General features: G+C 69.1%; 19 protein-coding genes. 12 read left to right on the top strand and 7 right to left on the bottom strand.

The annotated features are described in order from the left end of the window. Positions 1–11: 11 nt before the first annotated feature. The gene (locus ASG51_RS10480) at positions 12–875 is read left to right on the top strand and encodes an MBL fold metallo-hydrolase (RefSeq protein WP_082513970.1); all 864 of its coding nucleotides are present in this window, start codon (positions 12–14) and stop codon (positions 873–875) included. A gap of 54 nt (positions 876–929) precedes the next feature. Here the strand turns inward: ASG51_RS10480 and ASG51_RS10475 are convergent, their stop codons facing one another. Both ASG51_RS10475 and ASG51_RS10470 read right to left on the bottom strand, forming a co-directional pair. Further along, positions 930–1,997 carry a spore photoproduct lyase family protein gene (locus tag ASG51_RS10475; RefSeq protein WP_056380660.1) on the bottom strand — a complete coding sequence of 356 codons (1,068 nt, stop codon included), beginning with the start codon at positions 1,995–1,997 and terminating at the stop codon, positions 930–932. A 109-nt stretch (positions 1,998–2,106) separates the two neighbouring features. Further along, complete coding sequence (locus tag ASG51_RS10470; protein ID WP_056380657.1) at positions 2,107–2,868, bottom strand: SHOCT domain-containing protein; 762 nt, start codon at positions 2,866–2,868, stop codon at positions 2,107–2,109. 258 nt (positions 2,869–3,126) lie between these two features. Between ASG51_RS10470 and glgX the strand changes: the two genes are divergently transcribed. The 3 genes from glgX (at position 3,127) to ASG51_RS10455 (ending at position 7,543) form a co-directional block, all read left to right on the top strand. Further along, positions 3,127–5,403, top strand: coding sequence for a glycogen debranching protein GlgX (gene glgX, locus ASG51_RS10465; protein WP_056380655.1), 2,277 nt, complete (start codon positions 3,127–3,129; stop codon positions 5,401–5,403). A gap of 175 nt (positions 5,404–5,578) precedes the next feature. Beyond that, complete coding sequence (locus ASG51_RS10460; protein ID WP_056380653.1) at positions 5,579–7,183, top strand: hybrid sensor histidine kinase/response regulator; 1,605 nt, start codon at positions 5,579–5,581, stop codon at positions 7,181–7,183. Positions 7,184–7,219: 36 nt separating this feature from the next. Continuing rightward, positions 7,220–7,543, top strand: a complete 324-nt coding sequence (locus tag ASG51_RS10455; protein ID WP_056380651.1) for a hypothetical protein — start codon at positions 7,220–7,222, stop codon at positions 7,541–7,543. A gap of 430 nt (positions 7,544–7,973) precedes the next feature. On the opposite strand, the gene ASG51_RS10450 is transcribed toward ASG51_RS10455, so the two are convergent. From ASG51_RS10450 to ASG51_RS10435, 4 genes are all read right to left on the bottom strand, one after another. After that, positions 7,974–9,185, bottom strand: a complete 1,212-nt coding sequence (locus ASG51_RS10450; RefSeq protein WP_056274708.1) for an NADP-dependent isocitrate dehydrogenase — start codon at positions 9,183–9,185, stop codon at positions 7,974–7,976. A gap of 136 nt (positions 9,186–9,321) precedes the next feature. Further along, positions 9,322–10,677 (bottom strand): pilus assembly protein TadG-related protein, encoded by a 1,356-nt coding sequence (locus tag ASG51_RS10445; RefSeq protein WP_056274702.1) that lies wholly within the window; start codon positions 10,675–10,677, stop codon positions 9,322–9,324. Positions 10,678–10,693: 16 nt separating this feature from the next. Beyond that, on the bottom strand, positions 10,694–11,347 hold the full coding sequence (locus ASG51_RS10440; RefSeq protein ID WP_056222542.1) for a TadE/TadG family type IV pilus assembly protein: 654 nt from the start codon (positions 11,345–11,347) through the stop codon (positions 10,694–10,696). 7 nt (positions 11,348–11,354) lie between these two features. Beyond that, complete coding sequence (locus ASG51_RS10435; protein WP_274534761.1) at positions 11,355–11,948, bottom strand: TadE/TadG family type IV pilus assembly protein; 594 nt, start codon at positions 11,946–11,948, stop codon at positions 11,355–11,357. 358 nt (positions 11,949–12,306) lie between these two features. On the opposite strand from ASG51_RS10435, the gene ASG51_RS10430 reads away from it, so the two are divergent. The 8 genes from ASG51_RS10430 to ASG51_RS10395 all read left to right on the top strand — a co-directional run bounded on the left by ASG51_RS10430 (position 12,307) and on the right by ASG51_RS10395 (position 22,886). After that, complete coding sequence (locus ASG51_RS10430; RefSeq protein ID WP_055952093.1) at positions 12,307–12,855, top strand: formaldehyde-activating enzyme; 549 nt, start codon at positions 12,307–12,309, stop codon at positions 12,853–12,855. A gap of 85 nt (positions 12,856–12,940) precedes the next feature. Then, a complete protein-coding gene (locus ASG51_RS10425; RefSeq protein ID WP_277996206.1) occupies positions 12,941–13,750 on the top strand; it encodes an RNA methyltransferase in 810 nt (269 codons plus the stop codon). Between the two features lie 59 nt (positions 13,751–13,809). Continuing rightward, positions 13,810–16,149 (top strand): EAL domain-containing protein, encoded by a 2,340-nt coding sequence (locus ASG51_RS10420; protein ID WP_056380648.1) that lies wholly within the window; start codon positions 13,810–13,812, stop codon positions 16,147–16,149. Positions 16,150–16,558: 409 nt separating this feature from the next. Then, complete coding sequence (locus ASG51_RS10415) at positions 16,559–17,413, top strand: PAS domain-containing protein (RefSeq protein WP_056380646.1); 855 nt, start codon at positions 16,559–16,561, stop codon at positions 17,411–17,413. Positions 17,414–17,532: 119 nt separating this feature from the next. Further along, positions 17,533–18,696 (top strand): GGDEF domain-containing protein, encoded by a 1,164-nt coding sequence (locus ASG51_RS10410; protein WP_056380645.1) that lies wholly within the window; start codon positions 17,533–17,535, stop codon positions 18,694–18,696. 364 nt (positions 18,697–19,060) lie between these two features. Beyond that, entirely contained in the window at positions 19,061–20,080 is a 1,020-nt protein-coding gene (locus ASG51_RS10405; protein ID WP_162245240.1) for a PAS domain-containing protein, read from the top strand. 395 nt (positions 20,081–20,475) lie between these two features. Next, positions 20,476–21,489, top strand: coding sequence for a PAS domain-containing protein (locus ASG51_RS10400; RefSeq protein ID WP_210168761.1), 1,014 nt, complete (start codon positions 20,476–20,478; stop codon positions 21,487–21,489). 377 nt (positions 21,490–21,866) lie between these two features. Continuing rightward, positions 21,867–22,886: a PAS domain-containing protein gene (locus ASG51_RS10395; RefSeq protein WP_082513958.1), complete on the top strand. Its 1,020-nt coding sequence runs from the start codon at positions 21,867–21,869 to the stop codon at positions 22,884–22,886. 24 nt (positions 22,887–22,910) lie between these two features. Here ASG51_RS10395 and ASG51_RS10390 read toward each other — a convergent pair whose 3' ends face one another. Then, entirely contained in the window at positions 22,911–24,206 is a 1,296-nt protein-coding gene (locus tag ASG51_RS10390; RefSeq protein ID WP_056380637.1) for an aminotransferase class I/II-fold pyridoxal phosphate-dependent enzyme, read from the bottom strand. Positions 24,207–24,222: the final 16 nt, after the last annotated feature.

Below are 24,222 nucleotides of genomic sequence, written 5' to 3'. Positions count from 1 at the left end.
AGGAAACGCCGATGCAGGCCGGGCTTGGCTCGACCATCGCGATGCCGCTGACCGGGCTGGCCGGACCCGGGCTCGCCTGGACGCACTTTCCCGCCGGCCCGAAGGGGTTCTTCCGCGCCCCGGTGCTGATCGAGGGGCCGACCGAAGCGATCCTGATCGACGGCGGCTTCACCTTCTCCGACGGTCGAGCCGTCGCGGCGGCGATCGCAGCGACGGGCAAGCGCCTCACGACCATCTATGTCAGCCAGTCGGACCCGGACTATTACTTCGGGCTGAAACCCCTCTGCGAGGCCTTTCCGGAGGCCAAGGTGCTCGCTGCCCCCGCCACCGTGTCGGCCATCGCCCACACGGTCGATGCGAAGATCGCCGCCTGGGGCCCGCAGCTGGGGGCCGAGGGTCCGGGGACGCGGGCCGACGTGGTCATGCCCACGCCCTTCGACGGCGCTGCCCTGTCGGTCGATGGAGAGACCGTCGAGATCGTGCCCGCCATGGGCCTGCCCAACCGCCGCACCCTGTTCGTCCCGGCCCTGAACGCGGTGTTCGGCGGAGTCCTGATCTTCTCCGGCGTCCACGTCTGGACCGCCGACACGCCGAGCCCGAAGGCCCGCGCCGCCTGGATCGCCGAACTCGACCGGATCGCCGCGCGTGCGCCGTCCGTCGTCGTGCCGGGCCATCTGGCGGTCGAGGCCGCCACCGACGGCTCGGCCCTCGCCTTCACCCGAAGCTACCTCCTGGCCTTCGAGGAGGCCCTCGCGGCGGGCGGGGATGCCGCCGCGCTGAAGGCCGCGATGCTGACCCGCTTCCCGGGCCTCGGCATGGACATCGCCCTCGACATCGGCGCCAAGGTCGCCACGGGCGAGATGGTCTGGGGCTGAGGCGGAGCGGCACGCCAGCGGGGGCGGCGGACGGTGGCCGGGCCGCCGGCCCCCTCAGAACGCGTACCGCACCGTACAGTAGGGCATGCGCTCGGCGAGCAGGGCCTTGAAGCGGGCGAGCCACTGACCCTTCCAGCCGGTGCGGTAGCGCAGGTTGGCGCCGCCGCCCTCGGAGACCTTCGCCTCCTGGATGTCCGGTCGCCAGAGCAGGTCCTCGGCCTTGGGGTGCCAGCCGAGATTGACCGCATGCAGGTCGGCGTTGTGGGTCAGCAGGATGATCTCCGCCTTGAGCTGTGCCCGGGCCGCCGGCCCGATCGCGCCGTCGATGGCGGCGAACAGGGCCGACCAGTCGGCCTCCCAGCCCTCGTAGAGGATGACCGGCGAGAAGTTGACGTGGACCTCGTAACCGGCGGCGACGAAGTCGTCGATGGCGGCGATGCGCTCGGGGATCGGTGCCGTCCGCACGTCGACGATGCGGGCGATGCGCTCGGGCATGAGCGAGAAGCGGATCCGGGTCTTGCCCTGGGGGTCGTAGGCCAGGAGATCGCGGTTCACCGCCTTGGTGGCGAAGGACGCCTTGGCGTTGGGGATGTCCCGGAAGAGCGCCACGAGATCCCGCACCGTCTCGCTCACCATGGCGTCCACCGAGAGGTCGCCGTTCTCGCCGAGGTCGTAGACCCAGAGGGCGGGATCGATCGTGTCGGGCTCGGATAGGTGCCCCTGGCGGGCGGCGTGGCGCGCGATGGCGGCGGCCACGGCCTCGACGTTGACGAAGAGCGAGATCGGATTGGCGAAGCCCTTGCGCCGGGGCACGTAGCAGTAGGCGCAGGCCATGGCGCAGCCGTTGGAGGTCGAAGGAGCGATGAAGTGGGCGCTGCGCCCGTTCGGCCGCATGGCGAGGCCCTTCTTCACCCCCAGCACCAGGGTGGAGCGCTTGATCCGCACCCAATCCTCCACCGAGCCGGCATTGCCGTGCAGACTCGGGATGTTCCAGTGCGAGGGGACGACGATGCGTTCGGCCTCCGGAAACCGGTCCAGGATTTCCCGCCCGCGCGGGTAATCCGGCACGGCGGGCTCGTGATAGATCGTCGTGACGTCGAGGAGGTCGCGGGGTCGAGCCATCAGCCTTGCGGAATCTCTGCCGCGATCCGCGTCCTGCGCGCGGCACCGGTTCCGGGCCAACGCAGCCGGCCCCCGGGCGATCCGGCCCGCGTCGTTCGGAGCCGGGCGATCAGAGGCGCGCGAGCAGCTCGGCCTTCTTGGCGGTGAACTCGCCCTCCGTGAGGATGCCCTTGCGGCGCATCTCCGACAGGCGCTCGATCGTCGAGAGCACGTCGCTGCCGCCCACCGGCCCGGCGCTGCCCGGATGCGACGCCTCGGCGCCCGGATGACCGGCCTCGAAGGGTTCGGGCGCGAAAGGTTCGGGGGCGAAGGGTTCGGGAGCGAAGGGGCGGGCCTCGCCGCGCTCGGCCTCGTCGAGGCGCTTCAGGCTGGCGAGGTCCACGGGGCCGCCGGGGCCGGAGAAGCGCAGGCTCGTCGCGCTGCCCTGCTGCTGCGAGACGCCGCTGATGGCGTGATCGGCGGTGTCGTAGATCGCGGCCCGCCCCTCCGATTCGACCACGAGACGCCGCTGGACCGGGAAATAGGCGTAGCGCATCCCGTTCTGCGATCCGGCGGTGGCCGGTGCCCCCCATTCGGGAGGCCAGGGCGCCCCGGCGCCGCGCGGCACCTCCGACCAGACGCCCGCCGGCAGCGCGGCGGCGAGGGCGGTGCAGAGGGCGTCCACCCGGGCCTTGAGCTCGGCGTTGAACATGTCGCCGATCATGGTCATGCCCGAGCCCGACCATTGGCCGAAGCCGCCGAGCTCGGGATGGTTGAACTGCGCCATCCGGCCGTGGCCCGCTTCGAGCGCCTGGACGAGGTGGCGCACGGCGTCGAGGCTGACCCGGTAGCGATCGGCGATCGCCTGCAGGCCGTAGGGCTGATCTGTCATGCGCCGGTCTCCTTGCCCCGGGCGGCCCCCGCCGCGCCGTGTTCGCAGTCTTGGTGTTCCCAGTCTTGCCGTTCGTAGTCTTGCAGCAACCGCTCGCGCCGTGGAAGCGGCTGCGGGGCACCGCGCCGTGCGCTGCAAAAAGATTTGCCCCGTGGCGGACCTTCCGGCGAAGCGTGAGCGTTCCTGTCCAGGTTTCCAGGACGGGGCGTCGCGCAGCGCCCTGTCTCGACGCACCCACCGATACCGCCCGGAGCGAACATGGCCGACACGACGAATCCCGCGGACCGCTCAAGCCCGCAGGGCCGCGCTAAACGTTCGCGCATCAAGGAAGGCTCGCCCTATCCGCTCGGCGCGAACTGGGACGGCCTGGGCGTGAACTTCGCCCTGTTCTCGGCCCACGCCACCAAGGTCGAGCTCTGCCTGTTCGACGATGACGGCGTGAACGAGATCGAGCGGATCGAGCTGCCCGAGTACACCGACGAGATCTGGCACGGCTACCTGCCCGACGCGCGCCCGGGCACCATCTACGGCTACCGCGTCCACGGCCCCTACGAGCCGACGGCCGGGCACCGCTTCAACCCGAACAAGCTGCTCATCGACCCCTACGCCAAGGGGCTCGTCGGCTCCATCACCTGGAACCCGGCCCTGTTCGGCTACCAGATGGAGACCGGCGACGACCTGACCTTCGACGACCGCGATTCCGCGCCCTTCACCCGCCGCTCCCGCGTCATCGACCCGGCCTTCACCTGGGGCCGGGACCGCAAGCCGCACGTGCCGTGGGAGAAGACCATCTTCTACGAGACCCACGTGAAGGGCTTCACCAAGCTCCACCCGGCGGTGCCGGAGAAGCTGCGCGGCACCTATGCGGGCCTCGGCACGCCGGCGGTGCTCGACTACATCAAGAGCCTCGGCGTCACCTCGGTGGAGCTTCTGCCGGTCCACGCCTTCGTGCAGGACGATTACCTGCAGGAGAAGGACCTGGTGAACTACTGGGGCTACAACACCATCTCGTTCTTCACCCCCGCCCGGCGCTACGCCGCCGTGCCGGACTTCGCCTTCTCCGAGTTCAAGGAGATGGTGGCGCGCATGCACGGCGCCGGCCTCGAGGTGATCCTGGACGTGGTCTACAACCACACCGCCGAGGGCAACGAGAAGGGTCCGACGCTGTCGTACAAGGGCGTCGACAACGCCTCCTACTACCGGCTCATGCCCAAGGAGCCGCGCTACTACATCAACGACACCGGCACGGGGAACACCTTCAACCTGTCGCACCCGCGGGTGCTGCAGCTCGTGACCGACTCCCTGCGCTACTGGGCCACCGAGATGCGGGTGGACGGCTTCCGCTTCGACCTCGCCACCATCCTGGGCCGCGAGCCGCACGGCTTCGACGAGGGCGGCGGCTTCCTCGACACCTGCCGGCAGGACCCGGTGCTGAACGGCGTCAAGCTCATCGCCGAGCCCTGGGATTGCGGCCCGGGCGGCTATCAGGTCGGCGGCTTCCCGCCGGGCTGGGCCGAGTGGAACGACCGCTTCCGCGACGACGTGCGCGGCTATTGGCGCGGCGACGAGGGCATGCTGCCCGATCTCGCCGCCCGGCTAACCGGCTCGGCCGACAAGTTCAACAAGCGCGGGCGCAAGCCCTGGGCTTCGGTGAACTTCCTGACCGCCCATGACGGCTTCACGCTGAACGACACCGTGTCGTACAACGAGAAGCACAACCTGGCGAACGGCGAGGACAACCGCGACGGACACTCGCACAACCTGTCGAACAACTACGGGGCCGAGGGACCGACGGACGATCCGGAGATCCGCGCCGTGCGCCTGCGCCAGATGCGCAACATGCTGGCGACGCTGTTCCTCTCCCGCGGTACCCCGATGCTGCTCGCGGGCGACGAGTTCGCCCGCACCCAGAACGGCAACAACAACGCCTATTGCCAGGACAACGAGATCTCCTGGCTCGACTGGGAGGCCGTCGGGCCCGAGGAGCGGGATCTCGCCGAGTTCACGCAGCGCCTGACCCTGCTGCGCGAGGCGCTCCCGATCCTCACCCGCGGCCGATTCCTCACGGGCGCCTACGACGAGGAGTTCGGCGTCAAGGACGTGACCTGGCTGCGTCCCGACGGCGGGGAGATGTCGCCGGAGAACTGGACGCAGGGCGATGCCCGCGCCATCGCGGTGCTCCTCGACGGCCGGGCCCAGGCCTCGGGCATCCACCAGCGCGGCGGCGATGCCACCCTGCTGCTGCTCTACAACGCCTACCACGACCTCGTGTCGTTCACCCTGCCGGAATCGGTGGGCGGCGTCGGCTGGACGCGGCTCCTCGACACGAACCTGCCCGACAGCCAGGACGTGGTGAGCAAGCCGATCGGCGCGACCTACGAGGTCACCGGACGCTCGATGCTGATGTTTGTCCTGAAGCCCGAGGAGATCGAGGGCGTCGAGGCCAGCGACGGGGAGCGTTCCTACCAGCACGTGATGCAGGCCTTCGAGCGGGCCAACGTCAACAGCGTCCGCTTCGAGACCGAGCAGCGCTGACCCTCCGACCCGCCGCGCGTCTCGTGACGCGCGGCGGGTCCTCGCTGAATCGTCATGCCGACGGTGAGATGCCTGGGCCGGCACAGGGAACGATGATGGCGCCGGGAGTTTGACCCGTGTAAGGGGCGACCTGCCAGGCTCGCCTGCGAAGCCCCGCCGATGTGATAGCGCGACGATGATCGACACGCCCAAGATGCCGCCGAACGGGGCGCTCGCGCAGGACCCGATCCGATCCCCGATCAGCTCGGAAGCGGCCTTCTTCTTCGCCTCGGTGGCCGCCTCGCGCATGCCGATGGTGATGAGCGACCCGCGCCTGCCCGACAATCCGATCATCTTCACCAACGACGCCTTCCTGGAGATGACCGGCTACCGCCGCGACGAGGTGCTGGACCGCAACTGCCGCTTCCTCCAGGGGCCGGACACCGATCGTGGGGCGGTGCGCGAACTCGCCCGGGCGATCGCGGCCCGCGAGAACGTCGCCACCGAGATCGTCAACTACCGCAAGGACGGCACGCCGTTCTGGAATGCGCTCTTCGTCTCGCCGATCTACGACGCGGGCGGAACGCTGGTGTACTTCTTCGCCTCGCAGCTGGACGTTTCGCGCCGGCGCGACGCCGAGGAGGCCCTGGGCCAGGCCCAGAAGATGGAGGCGCTTGGCCAGCTCACCGGCGGCATCGCGCACGACTTCAACAACCTGCTGCAGGTGATCGTCGGCTACGTCGACATCCTGGGCGCCGGCCTCGACGATCCGAGCGCCGACCGCAACCGCCTGCGCCGGGCCACCGACAACATCCGCACCGCCGCCGAGCGCGCCACGACCCTGACGCAGCAACTCCTGGCCTTCGCACGCAAGCAGCGCCTCGAAGGCCGCTCGGTGAACCTGAACGCCCTGGTCCAGGGCATGGCCGACATGGCCGGCCGGACCCTCGGCGAGACCGTCTCCCTCGACTTCGACCTCAGCCCCGACCTCTGGAACTGCCGGGTCGACCCGAACCAGGCCGAGGTCGCCCTCCTCAACGTCTTCATCAACGCGCGCGACGCGATGCCGGAGGGCGGCCGCCTCACGGTGCGGACCGAAAACCACGTCATCACCGGCGAGGTCGACGGTCCCCTGGCCCCCGGCCGCTACGTCACCATCAGCGTGAGCGATACCGGCAGCGGCATCCCGGCCCATGTCCTGGCCCGGGTCATGGACCCGTTCTTCACCACCAAGGAGGAGGGCAAGGGCACCGGCCTCGGCCTGTCGATGGTCTACGGCTTCGCCAAGCAATCGGGCGGCGCCGCCCGCATCGAATCCGTCCTGGGGGCGGGGACCGTGGTGCGCCTGTCCTTTCCGGCCACCGAGACCGCGGTGTTCGAGGCGGCGCCGGCCGCTGTCGGCCCCCAGGAGGGGTCCGGCACCGAGACGATCCTCATCGTCGACGACCGGGAGGACGTGGCCGAGCTCGCCCGCACCATCCTGCGGGATTTCGGCTACAGCACCCTGATGGCGCAGAACGGCCGCGAGGCCCTCGAAGTGCTGGAGAGCGGGAACGCCATCGACCTGCTCTTCACCGACCTCATCATGCCGGGCGGCATGAACGGCATCGCCCTGGGACGCGAGGCCAAGCGCCGGCGGCCCGACCTCAAGGTCCTGCTCACCACGGGCTACGCCGAGGCAAGCCTGGAGCGAACCGATGCCGGGGGTTCGGAGTTCGATCTCCTGAACAAGCCCTACCGCCGGACGGACCTGGTCCGCCGCGTTCGGGCGGTTCTCGACGGGCCCGTCGCGATCGGCTGACGCCTCGCCCGGGTCCTCCAGCGGAGTGGATTCGCGATGAGCCAGGGCGACAAGTCGAAGTACACCGACAAGCAGATCCGCAAGGCGGAGCACATCGCCGAGTCCTACGAGGCGCGCGGCGTGCCCGAGAGGGACGCCGAGGCGCGGGCCTGGGCGACCGTCAACAAGGACGATGGCGGCGGCAAGAAGCCCGGCGGCTCCGGGCGGGGCAAGGCGACCCGCCATCCCGCGGCCCATCGCGGCGGCGCGGTCGGCGGCAAGGCCTCGGCCAGCCGCACGGCGGAAGAGCGCTCCGCCTCCGCCAAGAAGGGCGCCGCCACCCGCAAGCGCAACGCGGACGCCGCGCGGCACGCGTCCTGAGGATGACCTGGGTCGAGGCGTACCGGGTGGTATCGACCGTCCGACCCGACGGGGCTCGGGCGTTGGACGGACGCCTCGAGCGCTGAAGGTTTCAATGCTCCCTCCCGTGCGGTCGGGGCGATCGCCGATGGTGCCGCGCCGTCAGCGTGCCATTCCAGAAGCCGCTCACGGGATGAAGTCCTGTACGGCCCACGTTTCCTGATGTGGGGCTCCGTTGCGCGGCCCCGGGATGACGGGGTGCTGAGCGCGGGTTTTCACCGGATGCCGCGCGCGGGCAGACGCCCCCCGACCCAGAGCGGGGAACGGTGAGGGCCCCGCAACAGAGAGAGGCGAGCACCCATCCGCGGACGCTGGACCGTATGATCCAGCGTCCATCGCAGACGACGCGTCCGCGCTACGACGTCGGCCCTCGGGCTCCGCCGAAGCCCGCTCAGGCCATCGCGGCCTTCAGGTGCTGGTCGACCTTGTCGAGGAAGCCCGTGGTCGAGAGCCAGCGCTGGTCGGGGCCGACGAGCAGGGCGAGGTCCTTGGTCATGAACCCGGCCTCGACCGTGTCGACGCAGACGGTCTCCAGGGTCGTGGCGAACGTGGCGAGCGCCGCGTTGTCGTCGAGCTTGGCCCGGTGGGCGAGGCCACGGCTCCAGGCGAAGATCGACGCGATGGAGTTGGTGGAGGTCTCCTTGCCCTTCTGGTGCTCGCGGTAGTGGCGCGTCACCGTGCCGTGGGCGGCCTCGGCCTCGACGGTCCGGCCATCGGGGGTAAGCAGCACGGAGGTCATCAGGCCGAGCGAGCCGAAGCCCTGGGCCACGGTGTCGGACTGCACGTCGCCGTCGTAGTTCTTGCAGGCCCAGACGTAGCCGCCCGACCACTTGAGGGCCGAGGCCACCATATCGTCGATCAGGCGGTGCTCGTAGGTGATGCCGGCCGCATCGAACTTCGCCTTGAACTCGTTCTGGAAGACCTCCTCGAACAGGTCCTTGAAGCGGCCGTCATAGGCCTTCAGGATGGTGTTCTTGGTCGAGAGGTAGACCGGGTACTTGCGGTTCAGGCCGTAGTTCATCGAGGCGCGGGCGAAGTCGCGGATCGAGTCGTCGAGGTTGTACATCGCCTGGGCGATGCCGGGGCTCGGGAACTTGAAGACTTCCTTCTCGATGACCGTGCCGTCCTCGCCCTCGAACTTGATGGTCAGACGGCCCTTGCCCGGCACTTTGAAGTCGGTGGCCTTGTACTGGTCGCCGTAGGCGTGGCGGCCGACCACGATGGGCTGGGTCCAGCCCGGCACGAGGCGGGGCACGTTCTTGCAGATGATCGGCTCGCGGAAGATGACGCCGCCGAGGATGTTGCGGATCGTGCCGTTGGGCGACTTCCACATCTCCTTCAGGTTGAACTCCTTCACCCGGGCCTCGTCGGGGGTGATGGTGGCGCACTTCACACCGACGCCGTGGCGCTTGATCGCCTCGGCGGCCTGGACGGTGACCTGATCGTTGGTGGCGTCGCGGTGCTCGACGCCGAGGTCGTAATAGTCCAGGTTCAGATCGAGGTAGGGGTGGATCAGCTTGTCCTTGATCTGGCTCCAGATGATCCGGGTCATCTCGTCGCCGTCGAGTTCGACGACCGGGTTCGCAACCTTGATCTTGTCCATCTGCAGCACACCTTCCTGAGCCAGGATGTCCGGCGCCACGCAAGGCGGATGCCGAACCTGCGCCGCTCTTAGCCCGCGCGCTTCCGGGGCGGAAGCAGGCGGCTCCCTCCCGGCGCATGACAAACCTTTTGGCCTGTCAGGGACCGGCGACGAGGCGCGCCTTCCGGGTCGCCTGATCGAACATGGCGTTCAGCGCTTCCTGGATCTCGCTCGCCGAGTTCGCGGTGCGGAAGTAGCCCGACGAGGCGCAATTCTGCAGCGTGGCGGGCACGCCCGGAATCAGTGTGTTCACGAGGAGGTTCTCGTTCGTGACCACCTGATCCGGGTGGTTCGCCGGCGAGATCGGGATGTACGGAATGTAGAGAATCGAGATGGTGATGCCGCGATCCTTCAAGGGCTTGCACAGCGAGGGATCGAGGAGCCTCGCCTGGGATCCGGTCCAGCCGGTCGAATTGAAGTAATACTGGTTGTTGTCCATCCCATCCGTGATCACGAACACGAACGGCAGCGCCCGCTTGGCACTGAGCCCGTCCCCGACGCTGGTGATCTTGTTGTTGATGATCGGGAAGACGTTCTCGTAATGCGTGCCGCCGCTCCCGCGTGGCACGGACGAATTGCCGATATCCATGTAGTTTTCGAGATTGATGGTCTTGAGCGAATCCAGATCGGCCGTCACGTCGGCCGCGGTTTCGAGATTGCTCACGAAGGGATAGAGCCCGACCCGGTACTGGTTGACCAGGGTCGCGTTGGTCTTCGCCTTGGCGATAAGACCCTGGACGGCGTTGCTGACGGTCGCGATCCGAAGCTCGATGTTGTTCTGCTTGGAGATCGCGAAGCCCTGCCAGCCGGGGAAATGGCAGGCGAAGGCGCAATTGTTCGGGCCGCCGGATTTCATGTCGGGGTTGAGCTTGGCGAACTGCGTCTGCGCCGCGCTGGAGGTCGGGAAACCCATCGAGCCGGACGTGTCGAGCAACAGGTAGAAGTCCACGTAGTTGCTCAAGGTCAGGCTGGACGTGGATTTCCCGGACACCTGGATCGCCTTCAGATCGCCCAGGACCTTGCTGAAGGGTGAGTTGAAGCTCGAGGCGTATGTCGCCCGAGCCGTTATGACCCCGGCGGTGCGGGTGACCGTGAGGTCCGGGACCAGCGGCAGGCTCTTGAGCATCGCGCCGGCATTGACCTGAAAGGCCGCCAGCCCGCGGGTCTTGGCGAGCGCCAGGGCCGAGGCGGTGGGGTCCGCCTCGTTCTTCGGGTTGGTGGAGATGTAATCGCGGGCCGTCGCGATCGCGGTGATCGTGGCCGCGTCGGCCGCGCGGTCGAAATGGGTGCGGTAGTTGATGCCGCGGACGTAATCGACGCCGAGCCCGGTCAGGCCGATCAGCGGGATCAGCGCCAGGGCGAAGACCATGAGGACATTGCCGCCCGTCTCATCGCGCAGGCGCCGCAGCAGGCGCCCTGGCGGAGAGACGGGATGCGTGGAGTCGGCGTGCATGGAACAGGCCTCGGGGTCAGGGGCAGGCATTGGCGGAGGTGCTCCCGCCGCTTGGATCGAAGGTGATGGCCGTGACGTAGCGCGGCGCGAAGTAGAAGGACTTCGCGATGTCGATCGAGCCGACGACGGATTGGAGGATGAGGGGCTTGTAGCTGAAGACCACGTCGGCCACGACGAGGAAGCCGGGGCCGAACGTGTCGCTGGGCAGCGTCGTGGGACTCGGTCCGGCCGTATTGGGCGCCGCGACGGGCGGTGTCGTGCAGGAGCGCTTCTGGCCGGACGTCCAGACGACCTTCGGCGTATAGGTACAGTTGGACGTGCAACCGGCGACGGTCGGGGTGAACTGCACCCCCGACAGCGACCATCTCAGCAGGGTCCAGACCGAGACGTTGGCGTCCTTGGCGGCTGACATGGCCTCCGGGAACATGACCAGCTGGGATCGGGAGATCGCGAGGATGTCGGTCTGGGTGATCTTGCCCGTGTCGTTGCGCGCCACGAGATCCGCCAGGGTGCTGGCGGCGAGCTCGAGCTTGCGCATGTAGATGACGTAGCGGACGAGATCGAAGGTCACCGCCGAGAGCGTGAGCAGCAGCGGCAGGATCAGCGCGAACTCGATGATGGCGATGCCGCGCCCGTCCCGTCCGAAGCGCTTGAGGGTCTGGCGGCTCATGGCGGCGTCAGCACCCGGTCGAGACGCTGGCGGTGGTGAACGGCTCGTTCCGGAACGCCACCGCCGCCCGGGCGAACACGACCGAGGTCCCGTTCCAGGTCGTGCCCAGCTTCAGGGCGATCCAGACCGGGCTGAACACCGGGACGGCGTAGAAGACCTGGAGGTAACCGTAGGTGCCGGGTGCGCCGGTGCAGTACGCCGTCTGACTGTTGTTCATCGGCACCGGCACGAGGCTCTTCTCGTCCGGGCTGACGAACACCGAGTAGCCGCCTCCCGACCCGGTCAGGGTGGTGGTCTGCAGATTGGTGACGATGTTGTTGCAGGACAGGCCGGCGATCAGGTTGGCGCAGACCACCGAGCTGCGAAAGCCGTTGGCGGTGGAGGCCGTATCGGTCAGCGCGCCGATCATGATCGTCCGGCTGGCATCGGCGGTCGCCTTTTCCAGGGCCGCGTAGCAGAAGACGTACAGGCCACCCTGAAGAATTTCGACGAACACCAGTATGAAGAGCGGCATGACGAGGGCGAACTCGACTGCCGTCGCGCCGCTCGAAGATCGGCGAAAGCGGCTTACCCAGCCTGTTTTCTTGGCGCCGCAGGACATGAGAGTGTCGAAACCGATCGCATTCTGATGTTGCGGGTCGCTTGGCCTTGCCATCACGCTCCGACGGGGCGGTTCCTCTGATGTCCTGACGAACAGCCGATGAAGAGGTCCCGTATCACTCAGCGATGCATGGCGAGCCTTAAGGTCGAATTACTGCGATCCACGACGGTCGCCCGCATCCCCGATGCCCTGTGGATCGGCCGCGGGCCACGTACGCCCGGGCGGCGCGGACGGCGTCCGAAGGCGCGGCGGGGCCCCATGCGGCCATGGGGCTGGACATTGACGCCGACACGCGGAATCTGCCCGCCACGCGGCACAGCCCCCGCCGTCCTGTCCTCCGCTGTCCTGAGAGAGCCCCATGAGTGAACGCATCATCCTTCGCGCCGGCGAGGCCCTGGTCGCCGGCGGACCGCCGAACACGGCGTCCGAGCCCGAGGTGATCATCGGCGAACTCGACGGTCCGGTGGGCACCGCCCTCGCCACCCTCACGGGCGATCAGGTCGTCGGCCACAGCCGCGTCTTCGCGCTCCTCAACACCGACATCATGGTGCGCCCCGTCACGCTCTGCGTCTCGAAGGTGAGCGTCACCGAGAGCAAGTACACCTCGATCCTGATGGGCACGGTGCAGTTCGCCATCGCCAACGGCGTGCTCGATGCGGTGCGGGCCGGCTACATCCCGAAGGAGAAGGCCAACGACCTCGGCATCATCTGCTCGGTCTGGCTGAGCCCCGGCGTGATCGAGGCCGAGACCGTCGACCACAAGGCGCTGTTCGACATCCAGCGCCGGGGCATGACCGAGGCGATCCGAAAGGCGATGACCAACGAGCCCTCGATCGACTGGCTCCTGGAGAACCAAGACAAGATCATCCACAAATACTACCAGATGGGCCTCGACGGAAAGATCTGAGTCCGCTCGGGCCTCCCCGGGCCGGCGGCGCTTGGCCGTCGCGCCCGCCTCGTGCAAGACGGCGCGAATGAGCTCCGACCCGCACATGCCCGATCCCATGCCGACCGATCCCGCAACGACCGACCCCGTGACCACCGGCGCCGCGGCGGCCGAACCCGCCCCATCCCCCGCCGGGCCCGTGATCATCCTGGTCCAGCCGCAACTGGCCGAGAACATCGGCATGACCGCCCGCGCCATGGCGAATTTCGGGTTGTCGGAGCTCCGCCTGGTGGCGCCGAAGAACGGCTGGCCGAAGAAGGGCGTGCGCGAGGCGGCCTCGGGCGCCACCCACATCCTCGACGGCGCGGTGGTCTACGACACCCTCGGCGAGGCGATCGCCGACCTGCACTACGTGCTGGCGACGACGGCGCGCGAGCGCGGTCAGATGAAGCGGGTCTTCGCGCCCGACGAGGCCATGCGCGACGTCGCGGGCCGCGCCGGCCAGCGGGTCGGTATCCTGTTCGGACGGGAGCGCTCCGGCCTCGACAACGACGAGGTTTCCCGCGCCGACGCCATCGTGACCTTCCCGGTCGATGCCCGATTCTCCTCCCTGAACCTGGCCCAGGGGGTGCTGCTCATGAGCTACGAGTGGCGCCGGGCAGCCGGCCTCTCGGTGCTGCCCTTCACCGGCGAGATGCTGTCGCCGCCCGCCACCCGGGAGGCGATGGCCTCGCTCTTCACGACGCTGGAGGACAGCTTGGCGGTCGCCGGCTTCTATCCGCCGGAGAAGCGGGATATCATCGCCCGCAACATGCGCGACATGCTTCATCGCATGGCCATGACCGAGCAGGATGTGCGCACGATGCGGGGCGCGCTGCGGGCCCTGACGGCACGCGGGCCGCGCGCTGTGAAATAAAAGCCCAGGCCAGGCGCTCTTAACCCCTGCGCGATCTTTGCGTGTCACGGTCGGGCGTCATGACGACCGAACGGCTCATCACTCCTGCGGGCGCATTCGCCTCCCGTGCCCACGAAACGGCGTTCCGGGCGGAGCGGCTCCCCAGGATTCTGCGCCACACGCGGGCGGTCCTGTGCGCCTCCCTGGCGATCGACCTCCTGCTCCTCGTCGACGACCTCAGCCTGATCGAGGCCCGCAGCGGGATGCGGGCGATGCTGGTCACGCATCTCGGCCTCGTGGCGGCGACGCTCGGCGGTCTGGTCGCCCTGCGATCCGTCAAGGACTTCGCGCAGCTGCAGCGATGGCTCCTCCCGTGGCAGGCCGCCGCGAGCCTGGGCCTCGGCGCCTTCTACGTGGCGCGCCCCGAAATCCCGGTCCTGGCGGCGCTGCTGGTGCCGACCGCGTTCATGCTCGTCGTGCCCCTGAGCTTCATTGGGACGGCGGTCACCGGCAGTGTGTCGGCCCTCGTCCTGCTGTCGGGCTTCCTGGCCGTGCGATCCTCCGGCGAGGTGAGCCTCGCCCTGGCGATCGAGCTCGTCCTCGGCCATTTGACGGTCCTGCTCTACATCGCCCGGTCGAACCGCCTGCGCCGCCTGGAATGGGCGGCGGCCGACGTGGAACGCAGGGCGAGCCTGGAACTCGCGGAGAGCCGGGAGCTGTTCGAGACGATGTTCCGGGCCGTGCCGGTGCCGATCGTGGTCTCCCGGGCGGCCAACGGGCAGATCGTCAGCACCAACGATGCCGGCGTCCAGTTCTTCGGGCTCGCCCCCGGCGACACCCTGGCGAACTACGCGAACCGCGACTTCCTCGCTGGCGCCGACCGCCGCCGGATGCAGGCGGTGCTGGACCGGCGCCAGGCGATCCGCGACTGGGAGGCGAGCATCGTCGTCCTCACCGGGGAGCGCCGCGACGTGCTCCTTTCGATCGAGTGCGTCCAGATCGACGGCATCGCCTGTCACGTCTCCAGCCTCGTGGACATCACGAGCCGCAAGGCCGCCGAGGCGCAGATCCGCTCGGCCGCCCATCACGACGTGCTCACGGGCCTGCCCAATCGCGCGCTGTTCCAGGCCACCCTGGAGACCGCCCTGGCGCGGGCGGAAGCCCAAGCCGCTGCGGTCGGCCTGATCCTTCTCGACCTCGACGCCTTCAAGGAGATCAACGACACCCTCGGGCACGATTCCGGGGACGCCCTGCTCAAGGAGGTCGCCCTGCGCCTCTGCGGCGTGATCGAACCGGACGACCTCGTGGCGCGCCTCGGGGGCGACGAGTTCGTCGTGATCTGCACCGGCCGCGATGCGGCGGGGCGACCCCGCATCCACGACCTCGCGGAGCGCATCCTCGACGTCCTGCACCCGCCGATGCCGATCAGCGGGCGGATCGTGGCGCCGCGCGCGAGCCTCGGCCTCGCCCTCTACCCCGACCATGCCGGGAACTCGGCCGACCTCTTCACCAACGCGGACCTCGCCCTCTACGCCGCCAAGGCCTCGGGGCGGAACCGCGCGACGCTGTTCGTGCCGGCCCTGCGGGCGAACATCGAGGAGCGGGTGGCGATGACCCGCGAGATGCGCGCGGCCCTCGACGGGGGCGGCGGCCTCGAGCCCCACTACCAGCCGAAGATCAACCTGCTCTCGGGGGCGGTGATCGGATTCGAGGCTCTGGCGCGCTGGCACCATCCCGTCCGCGGCCTCCTCGCTCCCGGCGCCTTCTCGGCCGTCTTCGACGATCCCGAGATCGGCGTCGCGGTAGGCGACGTCCTGCGCCGGCGAATCATCGCCGACCTCCTGCACTGGATCAGCCTCGGGCTCGATCCCGGCCGCGTCTTCCTCAACCTCTCGACGGCGCAGTTCGCCCAGGGTGACCTGGCCGGGACCTTCCTCGACGACGTCGATTCGGCCGGCCTGGCACGCAGCCGGATCGGGGTCGAGGTGACGGAGACCGTCCTCCTCGGCAGCCACGGCGACCGGGTCAGCGACGTGCTGGCCGAGCTGCACGGCTCCGGCATCCGGGTCGCCCTGGACGATTTCGGCACCGGCTACGCCTCGCTCACCCACTTGAAGCAGTTCCCGGTGGACGAGATCAAGATCGACCGCAGCTTCATCCGGGACCTGGAGCGCGACGCCAACGACGCCGCCATCGTCACCGCCGTGCTGCAGCTCGGCCGCAGCCTCGCCCTCGACGTCACCGCCGAGGGCGTCGAGACGGCGGAGCAGGCCGCCTTCCTGCGGGACGGAGGCTGCACCAACGTCCAGGGTTATCTCTACGGAAAGCCGATGCCGGCGAGCCGCGTCCCCTGGTTCCTGCGCAACCGCCCGGACCTGCTGGGCGACGCGGAGGCGGAGCCCACCCTGCGGATCGCCTGAAGCGGGCGCGCGGACCACGGACGGTCCGACGCCGCGCGTTCGCCGGTCGCCCGCGGGGGCCGGACTTCACGGCGCATCCCCCGGATGTGCGGCGAACGATCGGCCTTTCATCCCTCGGCCGGCACGCTGCGATGCCGCGGAGCCGCCGAAGCGGTCGAGGCCTCAGGCCCCGGATCATGGGAGCCGGTCGCCGCCCGCGCCGAGGGCGACCACCGCGACTCGAAATCGTCCGATGACATCGGTGTCCGGCGTGTCGGAACGGGAAGCTGACCAAGAATAACCGCCGAAATGGGTCATAAAGAACTAATTTTGTCCACCAACGGCAGCTTATCCGGTTGGCTAGTCTGATTTGCGGACTTGCTCGATTGATGACACTATCATTTGAGAAGGTGCAGCAGGCCGTGACGACATGCAGGTCGACAATCTCAAGTTTTCTCCAGCCCAGTTTTTAAACCTGATCGAAAGCCATGGGCTCACCGGCACCTGGGGTTGGCAGTTTGCCGACAACCAACAGGTCTGGTCGTCCGGCCTGTACCATCTCCTGGGCCTCGACCCTCGGACCACGCGGCCGAGCTACGAGCTGCTGGTCGGACTGGTCCTCACGGAGGATCGCGCGAAACTGGCGACCGGGGCCGACCTGATCCAGGGTACCGCCCTCGGCAGCCAGACGGTGCGGTTTCGCCGGCCGGATGGCGCGATGCGGGTCCTGTCGGTGCGAAACGAGATCTATTTCGACCCGGACGGGCGACCGCGCGGGGCCGCGGGCGTCGTCCTGGACGTGACGGACCACGAGAGCCTCCGGCAGGCGCGCTTGGTCGACCAGCGCCGCAGCCGGGTCCTGTTCGGAGACGAGGGCACGCCGAGCCTCTTCGGCGATGCCGCCCTCCCATTCACCGAAGCGCCGGTCCCGGTGGATTCGGGCGGCGGGGCGGAGGACTGGGCTGGCCTCACTCGCTCGCTTGAGGCGGACGCGCACCCGCCCGGCCCGCCGTTCGACGAGGCTCTCGACGAGGCCCTCGACGGGGGAATCGACGGGCGTCACCTGCGCGCCGCCCGCGCCCTGCTGGACTGGTCGATGACCGATCTTGCGAAGGCCGCCGGCCTTTCCCTGTCGACGGTGAAGCGCATGGAGGAGCATCTCGACAACACCGCCCAGCAGTCCCGGCACAAGGCGGTCGAGACGCTGCGCAAGGCGGGGATCCGGTTCTCGCGCCTGGACGGCGGCGTCATCGGCATCGGGCATCGGGAGGTCGCATCGACCTGACCCGGCGCGCGCACCGGCGCGCCCTTAACGTTGGGGGAACCATGTCGACGATTCGCGTGGAACCGTAAGGGACCTGGCGTAACCGAGCCGGTAAGCTTTGCCGCGAGACAGGCAAAGCGATGCAGATCGATCTCCAAACCCTCTGGTACCTGACGATTGGGACGCTGCTGGTGTCGACGTCGCTTCTGCTCTGGGAGCGGCAGGCCCACCCGGCGCGGGCGCGGGGGCTCGCCGTGCTGGCTGCCGGTCTGGTGGCCTTCGTTTTGGGCTGCGTCGTGGCGATGAACCGCGGCCGCGTACCCGTCGCCCTCGGCATGGCAGCGACCAACCTCCTGATGGTGTCGGGCTACCTCCTGGTCCTGAACGCCGCGGCGAGCCTCGACGGGCGGCGGCACCTCCGCGCCTCCCTCGCCGCGCTGGCCGGCCTCGCGGTTCTGTGGGCGCTCGCCGGGACGCAGTTCCCGACCGCCTTCTGGAACCACGTCTCGGCCCTGCCCATCGCGCTGGCCTGCGGCCTGACGGCGTGGATCCTCCTGCGCAGCCGCACGGCCCGGGGATTGCGATCCCGGCCGGTGGCAGTCGCGATCTCGGCCGTCCACGCCGGGTTCTACCTCGGCCGCGCCTTCGTCGCCCCCGTCCTCGTCCAGTGGTACGGCCCGGACATGCTCGTCGTCGTGGCCAAGGCGACGATGGTCGAGGCCGTCCTGTATTCGGTGGCGATGCCGATGTCGTTCCTCGCCCTCGTCCGCGAGGAGGAGAAGCAGCACCTCCTGCGCCTGTCGCACACGGACCAGCTCACGGGGCTGGCGAACCGCCACGCCTTCTTCGAGCAGGGGGGCCGGATCCTGCGGGAGCAGCAGGGCCGCCCCGTCGCGCTCCTCGCCTTCGACCTCGACCACTTCAAGGCGATCAACGACCGCTACGGCCATCCGGCGGGCGATGCGATCCTGAAGCTGTTCGCCGAAACCGCCCGCGCGGGCGCGGGCCCCGACGCGCTTCTGGTTCGCCTGGGTGGCGAGGAGTTCGCCGCGCTCCTGCCCGACTGCGACCGGCTTCAGGCCCTGAGCCGCGGCGCCACCATCGCCAGCCGCTTCGCCGCCGCGGCCACGCGGGCGGAAGGCCCCGGGATTCCGGCGACCGTCAGCATCGGTCTTGCGGCGCCGGATCGCGGCGACCTCACCACGATGCTGGCCAGCGCCGATGCGGCCCTGTATCGGGCCAAGGGACTCGGCCGCAACCGCATCGAGGCCGCGGGCCCGCCGACCCTCTCCGCCGCGGCCTAGAGTTTGTCAGGGATCAGCGGAAGCGGGTGATCCCGAAACGACAAACGACAAGACAGAATTTCGGGCCGGGCTCCGGCACCACGCCTCCGGCTCGTGCGCTCCGGGCAGGCGTGTCGGCCGATGCGCAGGAGCGACGGGCACCGCTTCGGCTGACGACGCGCGTCCCCCCTGCCACCGGCCCACCACGCCGTCAGCGCTGCCGCGTCGCTGCGGATCTTCGGCGCTCGGCCTAAGGCCGCCGAAGGTTACACCTGCGAACAAATAAATAAAGACTTCTGCATGTCTTGCTTTGTATTGCGCACGACGCCGGATGGAAACTATACATCGGCCATGTCCGTCGTTGGTGTTGCCCGGCACGACACAGATGAATGTTGAAAGCCTTGGATTCGCGTCCCAGCATTTGCTGAACCTGATCGAGAGCCAGGGCGCCACCGGGACCTGGGGCTGGCGCTTCGCCGACAACGATCATGTCTGGTCACCGGGCCTGTTCCGCGTGCTGGGCCTCGATCCGCAGAGCACCCGGCCGGGCTACGACCGTCTGCTCGGCCTGCTCCATCCGCAGGACCGGGAACGGGTGGAGAGCGGCCTCGACCTGATCCAAGGCGTGACGTTCGGCCAGAAGACCGTCCGCCTGCTTCGCCCGGACGGCGCGGTCCGCGTGCTGTCGGCCCGGACCGAGATCTATCTGGCGGCGGACGGACGCCCCCGCGGCGCGGCCGGGATCGTACTCGACGTGACGGATCAGGAGCGGCTGCAGCAGGCGCGCCAGGCCGATTTGCGGCGTCGGCGCGCCCTGTTCCAGCAGGGGCGGGCGTTCCTGTTCTCCAACGATCCGGACTACGCGTTCTCCATGCCCCAGGAGGCCAGCGATCTGACGGGCCTCTCGCTCGCGGACATCTCGGCCGATGGCTTCCTGTGTGTGGTCCATGAAGAGCGCGAGCACTGGCGCGAAGCCAGCATCGAGGGACAGCTTTCGGGGCGGGCGCACGTGACGAGACCCGTCCTGCACCTCGCCGGCGGCGATCGCGGGCCCTTCGAGGTGTTCTCCGTTCCGCTTCGCGACACGGACGGCGTGGTGGTGGAGTGGAGCAACCTGACGCGCCCGATCGGATCGCACAGCCCCCTGGCCAGCGACCCGTTCCGCGAAGGCCTGGAGCAGGCGATCGACAGGCGCCACCTGCGCGCCGCCCGCGCCCTGCTGGACTGGTCGATGACCGACCTCGCCCGGGCCGCCGGCCTCTCGCTCTCCACCGTCAAGCGCATGGAGGAGGACATCGGGGCGATCGCGGAGCGGTCCCGCCACAAGGCCGTGGACGCCCTGCGCCGGTCCGGCATCCGCTTCTCCCTGATGGAGGGCGGGGTCATCGGCGTCGGCCTGACCTGAGCCGTGCCGCCGGCCGAGGGGAGGGGCGCGGCCCCGAGCCGGGCCAAGGCCTGCGCGACGTCGGCGATGGGGGCCTCGACGGTCTCCAGGCCGATCGCGCGGCGCACCGTCCCAGGGGCCGCCCGGCGCGGCGGAGGGGTCGGCCGTCGCGCAGGAGAGGCGGGAACCGCGTCGGGTCCACGACGACCGTCGCTTCCGTCGCCGGCCCGCCACCCTTCGCGCACCGCAATGTTGCGGCGGATCATCGGCACCCCACAAAATATACCTGAGGTTTCCGAGAACCCCGCCGCATCTCATACTCTAGGTTTTCTGGGCCTCCATTGCACGCCACGCTACCCTGATACTATACCTTGGAGACGTTCTTATTATTTTTGCTCGGCACCTCACGAATGAATTTGGAAAGCCTCGATTTCGCGTCCCCCTATTTTCTGAACCTGATCGAGAGCCAGTGCGTCGCCGGGACCTGGGGCTGGCGCTTCGCCGACAACCACCATGTCTGGTCGACGGGCCTGTTCCGCGTGCTCGGCCTCGACCCGCAGACCACCCGGCCGGGCTACGACCGTCTGCACGGCCTGATCCATCCGCAGGACCGGGAGAGGGTGGAGACCGGCGCCGACCTGATCCGGGGCGTGACGCTCGGCCAGCAGAGCGTCCGCCTGCTCCGCCCGGACGGCGCGATCCGCGTGCTGTCGGCCCGGAGCGAGATCTATCTCACGCCGGACGGACGTCCCCGCGGGGCGGCCGGGGTCGTGCTCGACGTGACGGATCAGGAGCGGCTGCAGCAGGCCCGCCAGGCCGAGCAGCGGCGCCGGCGAGCCCTGTTCCAGCAGACGCGGACGCTGGCCTTCTCCAGCGATCCGGAGCGCCGATTCACCTTCCCCCAGGAGGCCTTCGAATTGACCGGCCTTTCGCCGGACGAGATCGCAGCCGATGCCTTCCGGACGATCCTGGGCGAGGAGCGGGAGCACTGGCGTGACGTGAGCATCGCAGCCCAGTCAGATGGGCTCGCCCATCGGCTGACGCCGCTGCTCCATATTGCCGGCGGCAATCGTGAGCGCTTCGAGGTGTTCACCGTTCCGCTCCGCGACGCGGCCGGCGTGGTGGTGGACTGGAGCAGCCTGACCCGTCCGATCGGATCGCACAGCCCCCTGGCCAGCGACCCGTTCCGCGAAGGCCTGGAGCAGGCGATCGACGGGCGCCACCTGCGCGCCGCCCGGGCCCTGCTGGACTGGTCGATGACGGACCTCGCCCGGGCCGCCGGTCTCTCGCTCTCCACCGTCAAGCGCATGGAGGAGAACGTCGCGGCGATCGCGCAGCGCTCCCGCCACAGGGCCGTGGACACCCTGCGCGGCTTCGGCATCCGCTTCTCCCTGATGGAGGGTGGGATCATCGGCGTCGGCCTGCGCTGATCGGGCTTCGCGCACCCGGAGCGGTGCCTGGTTCGCCACGTCGGCGCGGCGCTCGCGCAAGGCCCGGATCCCCCATCCCGGAGGGATCGGACGGATCGGATGCGCGCCGGTCCGCCGGCCGAGGGGCGAGGCCGGCCCTCGCTGAGCCCGGGGCCTCCACGACATCGGAGGTCAAGTCCCCGACGGCGTCCGGCCCGGCCCGCGACGAGCGCCGCACTATCGCGGCGAATTGCCAGCACATCGAGAAACATACCTTAGGTTATCAAACACGGATCGAATGCTGAACTCTAAGTTTTTCATCCCTCGATTTCGCCATATGCCGAGCGGATACTATAAGGACGAGGCGGCTTTTGGTGTTGGGTGCCGGCGTCATACGGATGAATCTGGAAAGTCTCGAATTCGCGTCCCCGTATTTTTTGGACCTCATCGAGAGCCAGGGTGTCACCGGGACCTGGAGTTGGGGCTTCGCGGACAACCATCACGCCTGGTCGCCGGGCCTGTTCCGCGTGCTCGGCCTCGATCCCCAGACCACACGGCCGGGCTACGAGCGTCTCCTCGGACTGATCCATCCCCAGGACCGGGAGCGGGTGGAGACCCGCGCCGACCTGAACCAGGGCGTGACGTTCGGCCAGAAGACCGTCCGCCTGCTCCGCCCGGACGGCGCGATCCGCGTGCTGTCGGTCCGGTGCGAGATCTATCTCACGCCGGACGGGCGCCCCCGCGGGGCGGCCGGTGTCGTGCTCGACGTGACGGACCAGAATATGCTGCAGCGAGCGCGCACGGTCGAGCAGCGGCGCCGACGCGTGCTGTTCGAGGAGAAGCGGATCCTGTGCTTCTTCAACGATTGGACCAATCGGTTTTCCGCGCAGGCGGAAACCTCCGAGCTGACCGGACTTCCGTTAGACGAGATTGCGGCCGATGTTTTCGTGACCATCGTGGCCGAGGAGCGCCCGCGCGCGCGGGCGGAGAACGGAGTGGCGCTGGAGGCCGCGAAGGCCTACCGGATGACCCCCCTGATGCGGATCGCCCGCCACGGCCGCGCCCAATTCGAGAGCTTTCTCGTCCCGATCCGCGATGCGGGCGGAGAGATCCGGGAATGGGCCGGCATCACCCGGCCGATGGGCTCGATGACGTCGCCGGTCAGCGACCAGTTCCGCGAAGGCCTCGAGCAGGCGATCGACGGGCGCCACCTGCGCGCCGCCCGGGCCCTGCTGGACTGGTCGATGACGGACCTCGCCCGGGCCGCCGGCCTCTCGCTCTCGACCGTCAAGCGCATGGAGGAGAACGTCGGGGCGATCGCGCAGCGCTCCCGCCACAGGGCCGTGGACGCCCTGCGCCGGTCCGGCATCCGCTTCTCCCTGATGGAAAGCGGAGTCATCGGCGTCGGCTTGACCTGAGCCGTCCCGTCGGGCGCGCGGCCCTTAGCCGATCTGCGCCAGGGCCTGCTCGACGTCGGCGATGAGGTCCTCGACGCTCTCCAAGCCGATGGAGAGGCGCACCGTCTCGGGGCCGACCTTGGCGGCGGCCTTGTCGGCGGGGCTGAGCTGGCGGTGGGTGGTGGTCGCCGGGTGGATCGCCAGGGACTTGATCTCGCCGATGTTCACGAGGTGCGAGATCAGCTTGAGGCCCATGATGAATTGGACCGCCGCCGGCTCGCCGCCCTTCAGCGCCACGGTGAAGATCGAGCCCGGGCCCTGCGGCACGTAGCGGGCGGCCATCGCCTCGCCCTCCTGGCCGGGCAGGGCGGGGTAGCTCACCCAGGCCACCGCCGGGTGGTCCTTGAGGAAGGCCGCCACCGCCTTCGCGTTCGAACAGTGCCGCTCCATCCGCAGGGGCAGGGTCTCGATGCCGGTGAGCGTCAGGAAGGCGTTCATGGGCGACAGGCCGGGTCCGAGCTCGCGCATGCCGAAGACGCGGCAGGCCGAGGCGAAGGCGAAGTCCGGGAAGCGCTCGGTGAGCACGAGGCCGTCATAGTCGGCCCAGGGCTCGCTCATCAGGTTGTAGCGGCCGGGGATCGCCGCCCAGTCGAAGCGCCCGGCGTCGCAGATCACGCCGCCGATGGTCTGGCCGGAGCCGCCGAGGAACTTCGAGGTCGAGTGGATGACGATGTCGGCCCCGTGCTCGATCGGCCGGATCAGGGCCGGGGAGGCCAGCGTGTTGTCGACCACGAGCGGCAGGCCGTGGCGGCGCGCCACCGCGGCGATGCCGGCCAGATCCATCACGGTGGCGCAGGGGTTGACGATCGACTCGCAGATGATCGCCCGGGTCTCCGGGGTGATCGCGGCCTCGAAATCGGCCGGGGTCAGGCCCTTGGTGAACTGGGGCTTGAGGTCGTAGCGCCCGTCGAGGCGGTTCATCAGGCCCAGCGAGCCGCCGAAGAGGCGTGAGGAGGCGACGTAGGCCTCGCCGCTCTTCATCAGGGTCATGAGCACCATCAGCACGGCCGACTGGCCCGAGGCCACCGCGACGGCGGCCTTGGCGCCTTCCAGCGCGGCGACGCGGCGCTCCAGGGCGGCCACCGTCGGGTTGGAGCCGCGCGAGTAGGAGAACCCGGTGCGGCGCATGGCGAAGATGTCCGCCGCCTGCTGGGTGTCCTCGAAGACGAAGCCGTTGGTGAAGTAGATCGGCTGGGCCCGGGCGCCGGTGGCCGGGTCGGGGGCGGCGCCGGCATGGATCGCCTGGGTCGCGAAGCGATGGGTCTGGGTCTCGGTGGCCATCGGGGCCTCCCGTCTG

Origin of the sequence: Methylobacterium sp. Leaf465 (assembly GCF_001424705.1) — a bacterium.
Taxonomy (GTDB): Bacteria; Pseudomonadota; Alphaproteobacteria; order Rhizobiales; family Beijerinckiaceae; genus Methylobacterium.
This window is presented reverse-complemented; position numbering and strand designations above follow the sequence as displayed.

Bases quoted from the DNA above. Each gene is read 5' to 3' on its own strand.
- ASG51_RS10435 (WP_274534761.1), bottom strand. From the start codon at position 11,948: ATGTCCTGCGGCGCCAAGAAAACAGGCTGGGTAAGCCGCTTTCGCCGA.
- ASG51_RS10415 (WP_056380646.1), top strand. From the start codon at position 16,559: ATGCAGGTCGACAATCTCAAGTTTTCTCCAGCCCAGTTTTTAAACCTG.
- ASG51_RS10390 (WP_056380637.1), bottom strand. From the start codon at position 24,206: ATGGCCACCGAGACCCAGACCCATCGCTTCGCGACCCAGGCGATCCAT.
- ASG51_RS10410 (WP_056380645.1), top strand. From the start codon at position 17,533: ATGCAGATCGATCTCCAAACCCTCTGGTACCTGACGATTGGGACGCTG.
- ASG51_RS10440 (WP_056222542.1), bottom strand. From the start codon at position 11,347: ATGAGCCGCCAGACCCTCAAGCGCTTCGGACGGGACGGGCGCGGCATC.
- ASG51_RS10470 (WP_056380657.1), bottom strand. From the start codon at position 2,868: ATGACAGATCAGCCCTACGGCCTGCAGGCGATCGCCGATCGCTACCGG.
- ASG51_RS10480 (WP_082513970.1), top strand. From the start codon at position 12: ATGCAGGCCGGGCTTGGCTCGACCATCGCGATGCCGCTGACCGGGCTG.
- ASG51_RS10395 (WP_082513958.1), top strand. From the start codon at position 21,867: ATGAATCTGGAAAGTCTCGAATTCGCGTCCCCGTATTTTTTGGACCTC.
- ASG51_RS10445 (WP_056274702.1), bottom strand. From the start codon at position 10,677: ATGCACGCCGACTCCACGCATCCCGTCTCTCCGCCAGGGCGCCTGCTG.
- ASG51_RS10405 (WP_162245240.1), top strand. From the start codon at position 19,061: ATGAATGTTGAAAGCCTTGGATTCGCGTCCCAGCATTTGCTGAACCTG.
- glgX (WP_056380655.1), top strand. From the start codon at position 3,127: ATGGCCGACACGACGAATCCCGCGGACCGCTCAAGCCCGCAGGGCCGC.
- ASG51_RS10430 (WP_055952093.1), top strand. From the start codon at position 12,307: ATGAGTGAACGCATCATCCTTCGCGCCGGCGAGGCCCTGGTCGCCGGC.
- ASG51_RS10460 (WP_056380653.1), top strand. From the start codon at position 5,579: ATGATCGACACGCCCAAGATGCCGCCGAACGGGGCGCTCGCGCAGGAC.
- ASG51_RS10455 (WP_056380651.1), top strand. From the start codon at position 7,220: ATGAGCCAGGGCGACAAGTCGAAGTACACCGACAAGCAGATCCGCAAG.
- ASG51_RS10425 (WP_277996206.1), top strand. From the start codon at position 12,941: ATGCCCGATCCCATGCCGACCGATCCCGCAACGACCGACCCCGTGACC.
- ASG51_RS10420 (WP_056380648.1), top strand. From the start codon at position 13,810: ATGACGACCGAACGGCTCATCACTCCTGCGGGCGCATTCGCCTCCCGT.
- ASG51_RS10475 (WP_056380660.1), bottom strand. From the start codon at position 1,997: ATGGCTCGACCCCGCGACCTCCTCGACGTCACGACGATCTATCACGAG.
- ASG51_RS10450 (WP_056274708.1), bottom strand. From the start codon at position 9,185: ATGGACAAGATCAAGGTTGCGAACCCGGTCGTCGAACTCGACGGCGAC.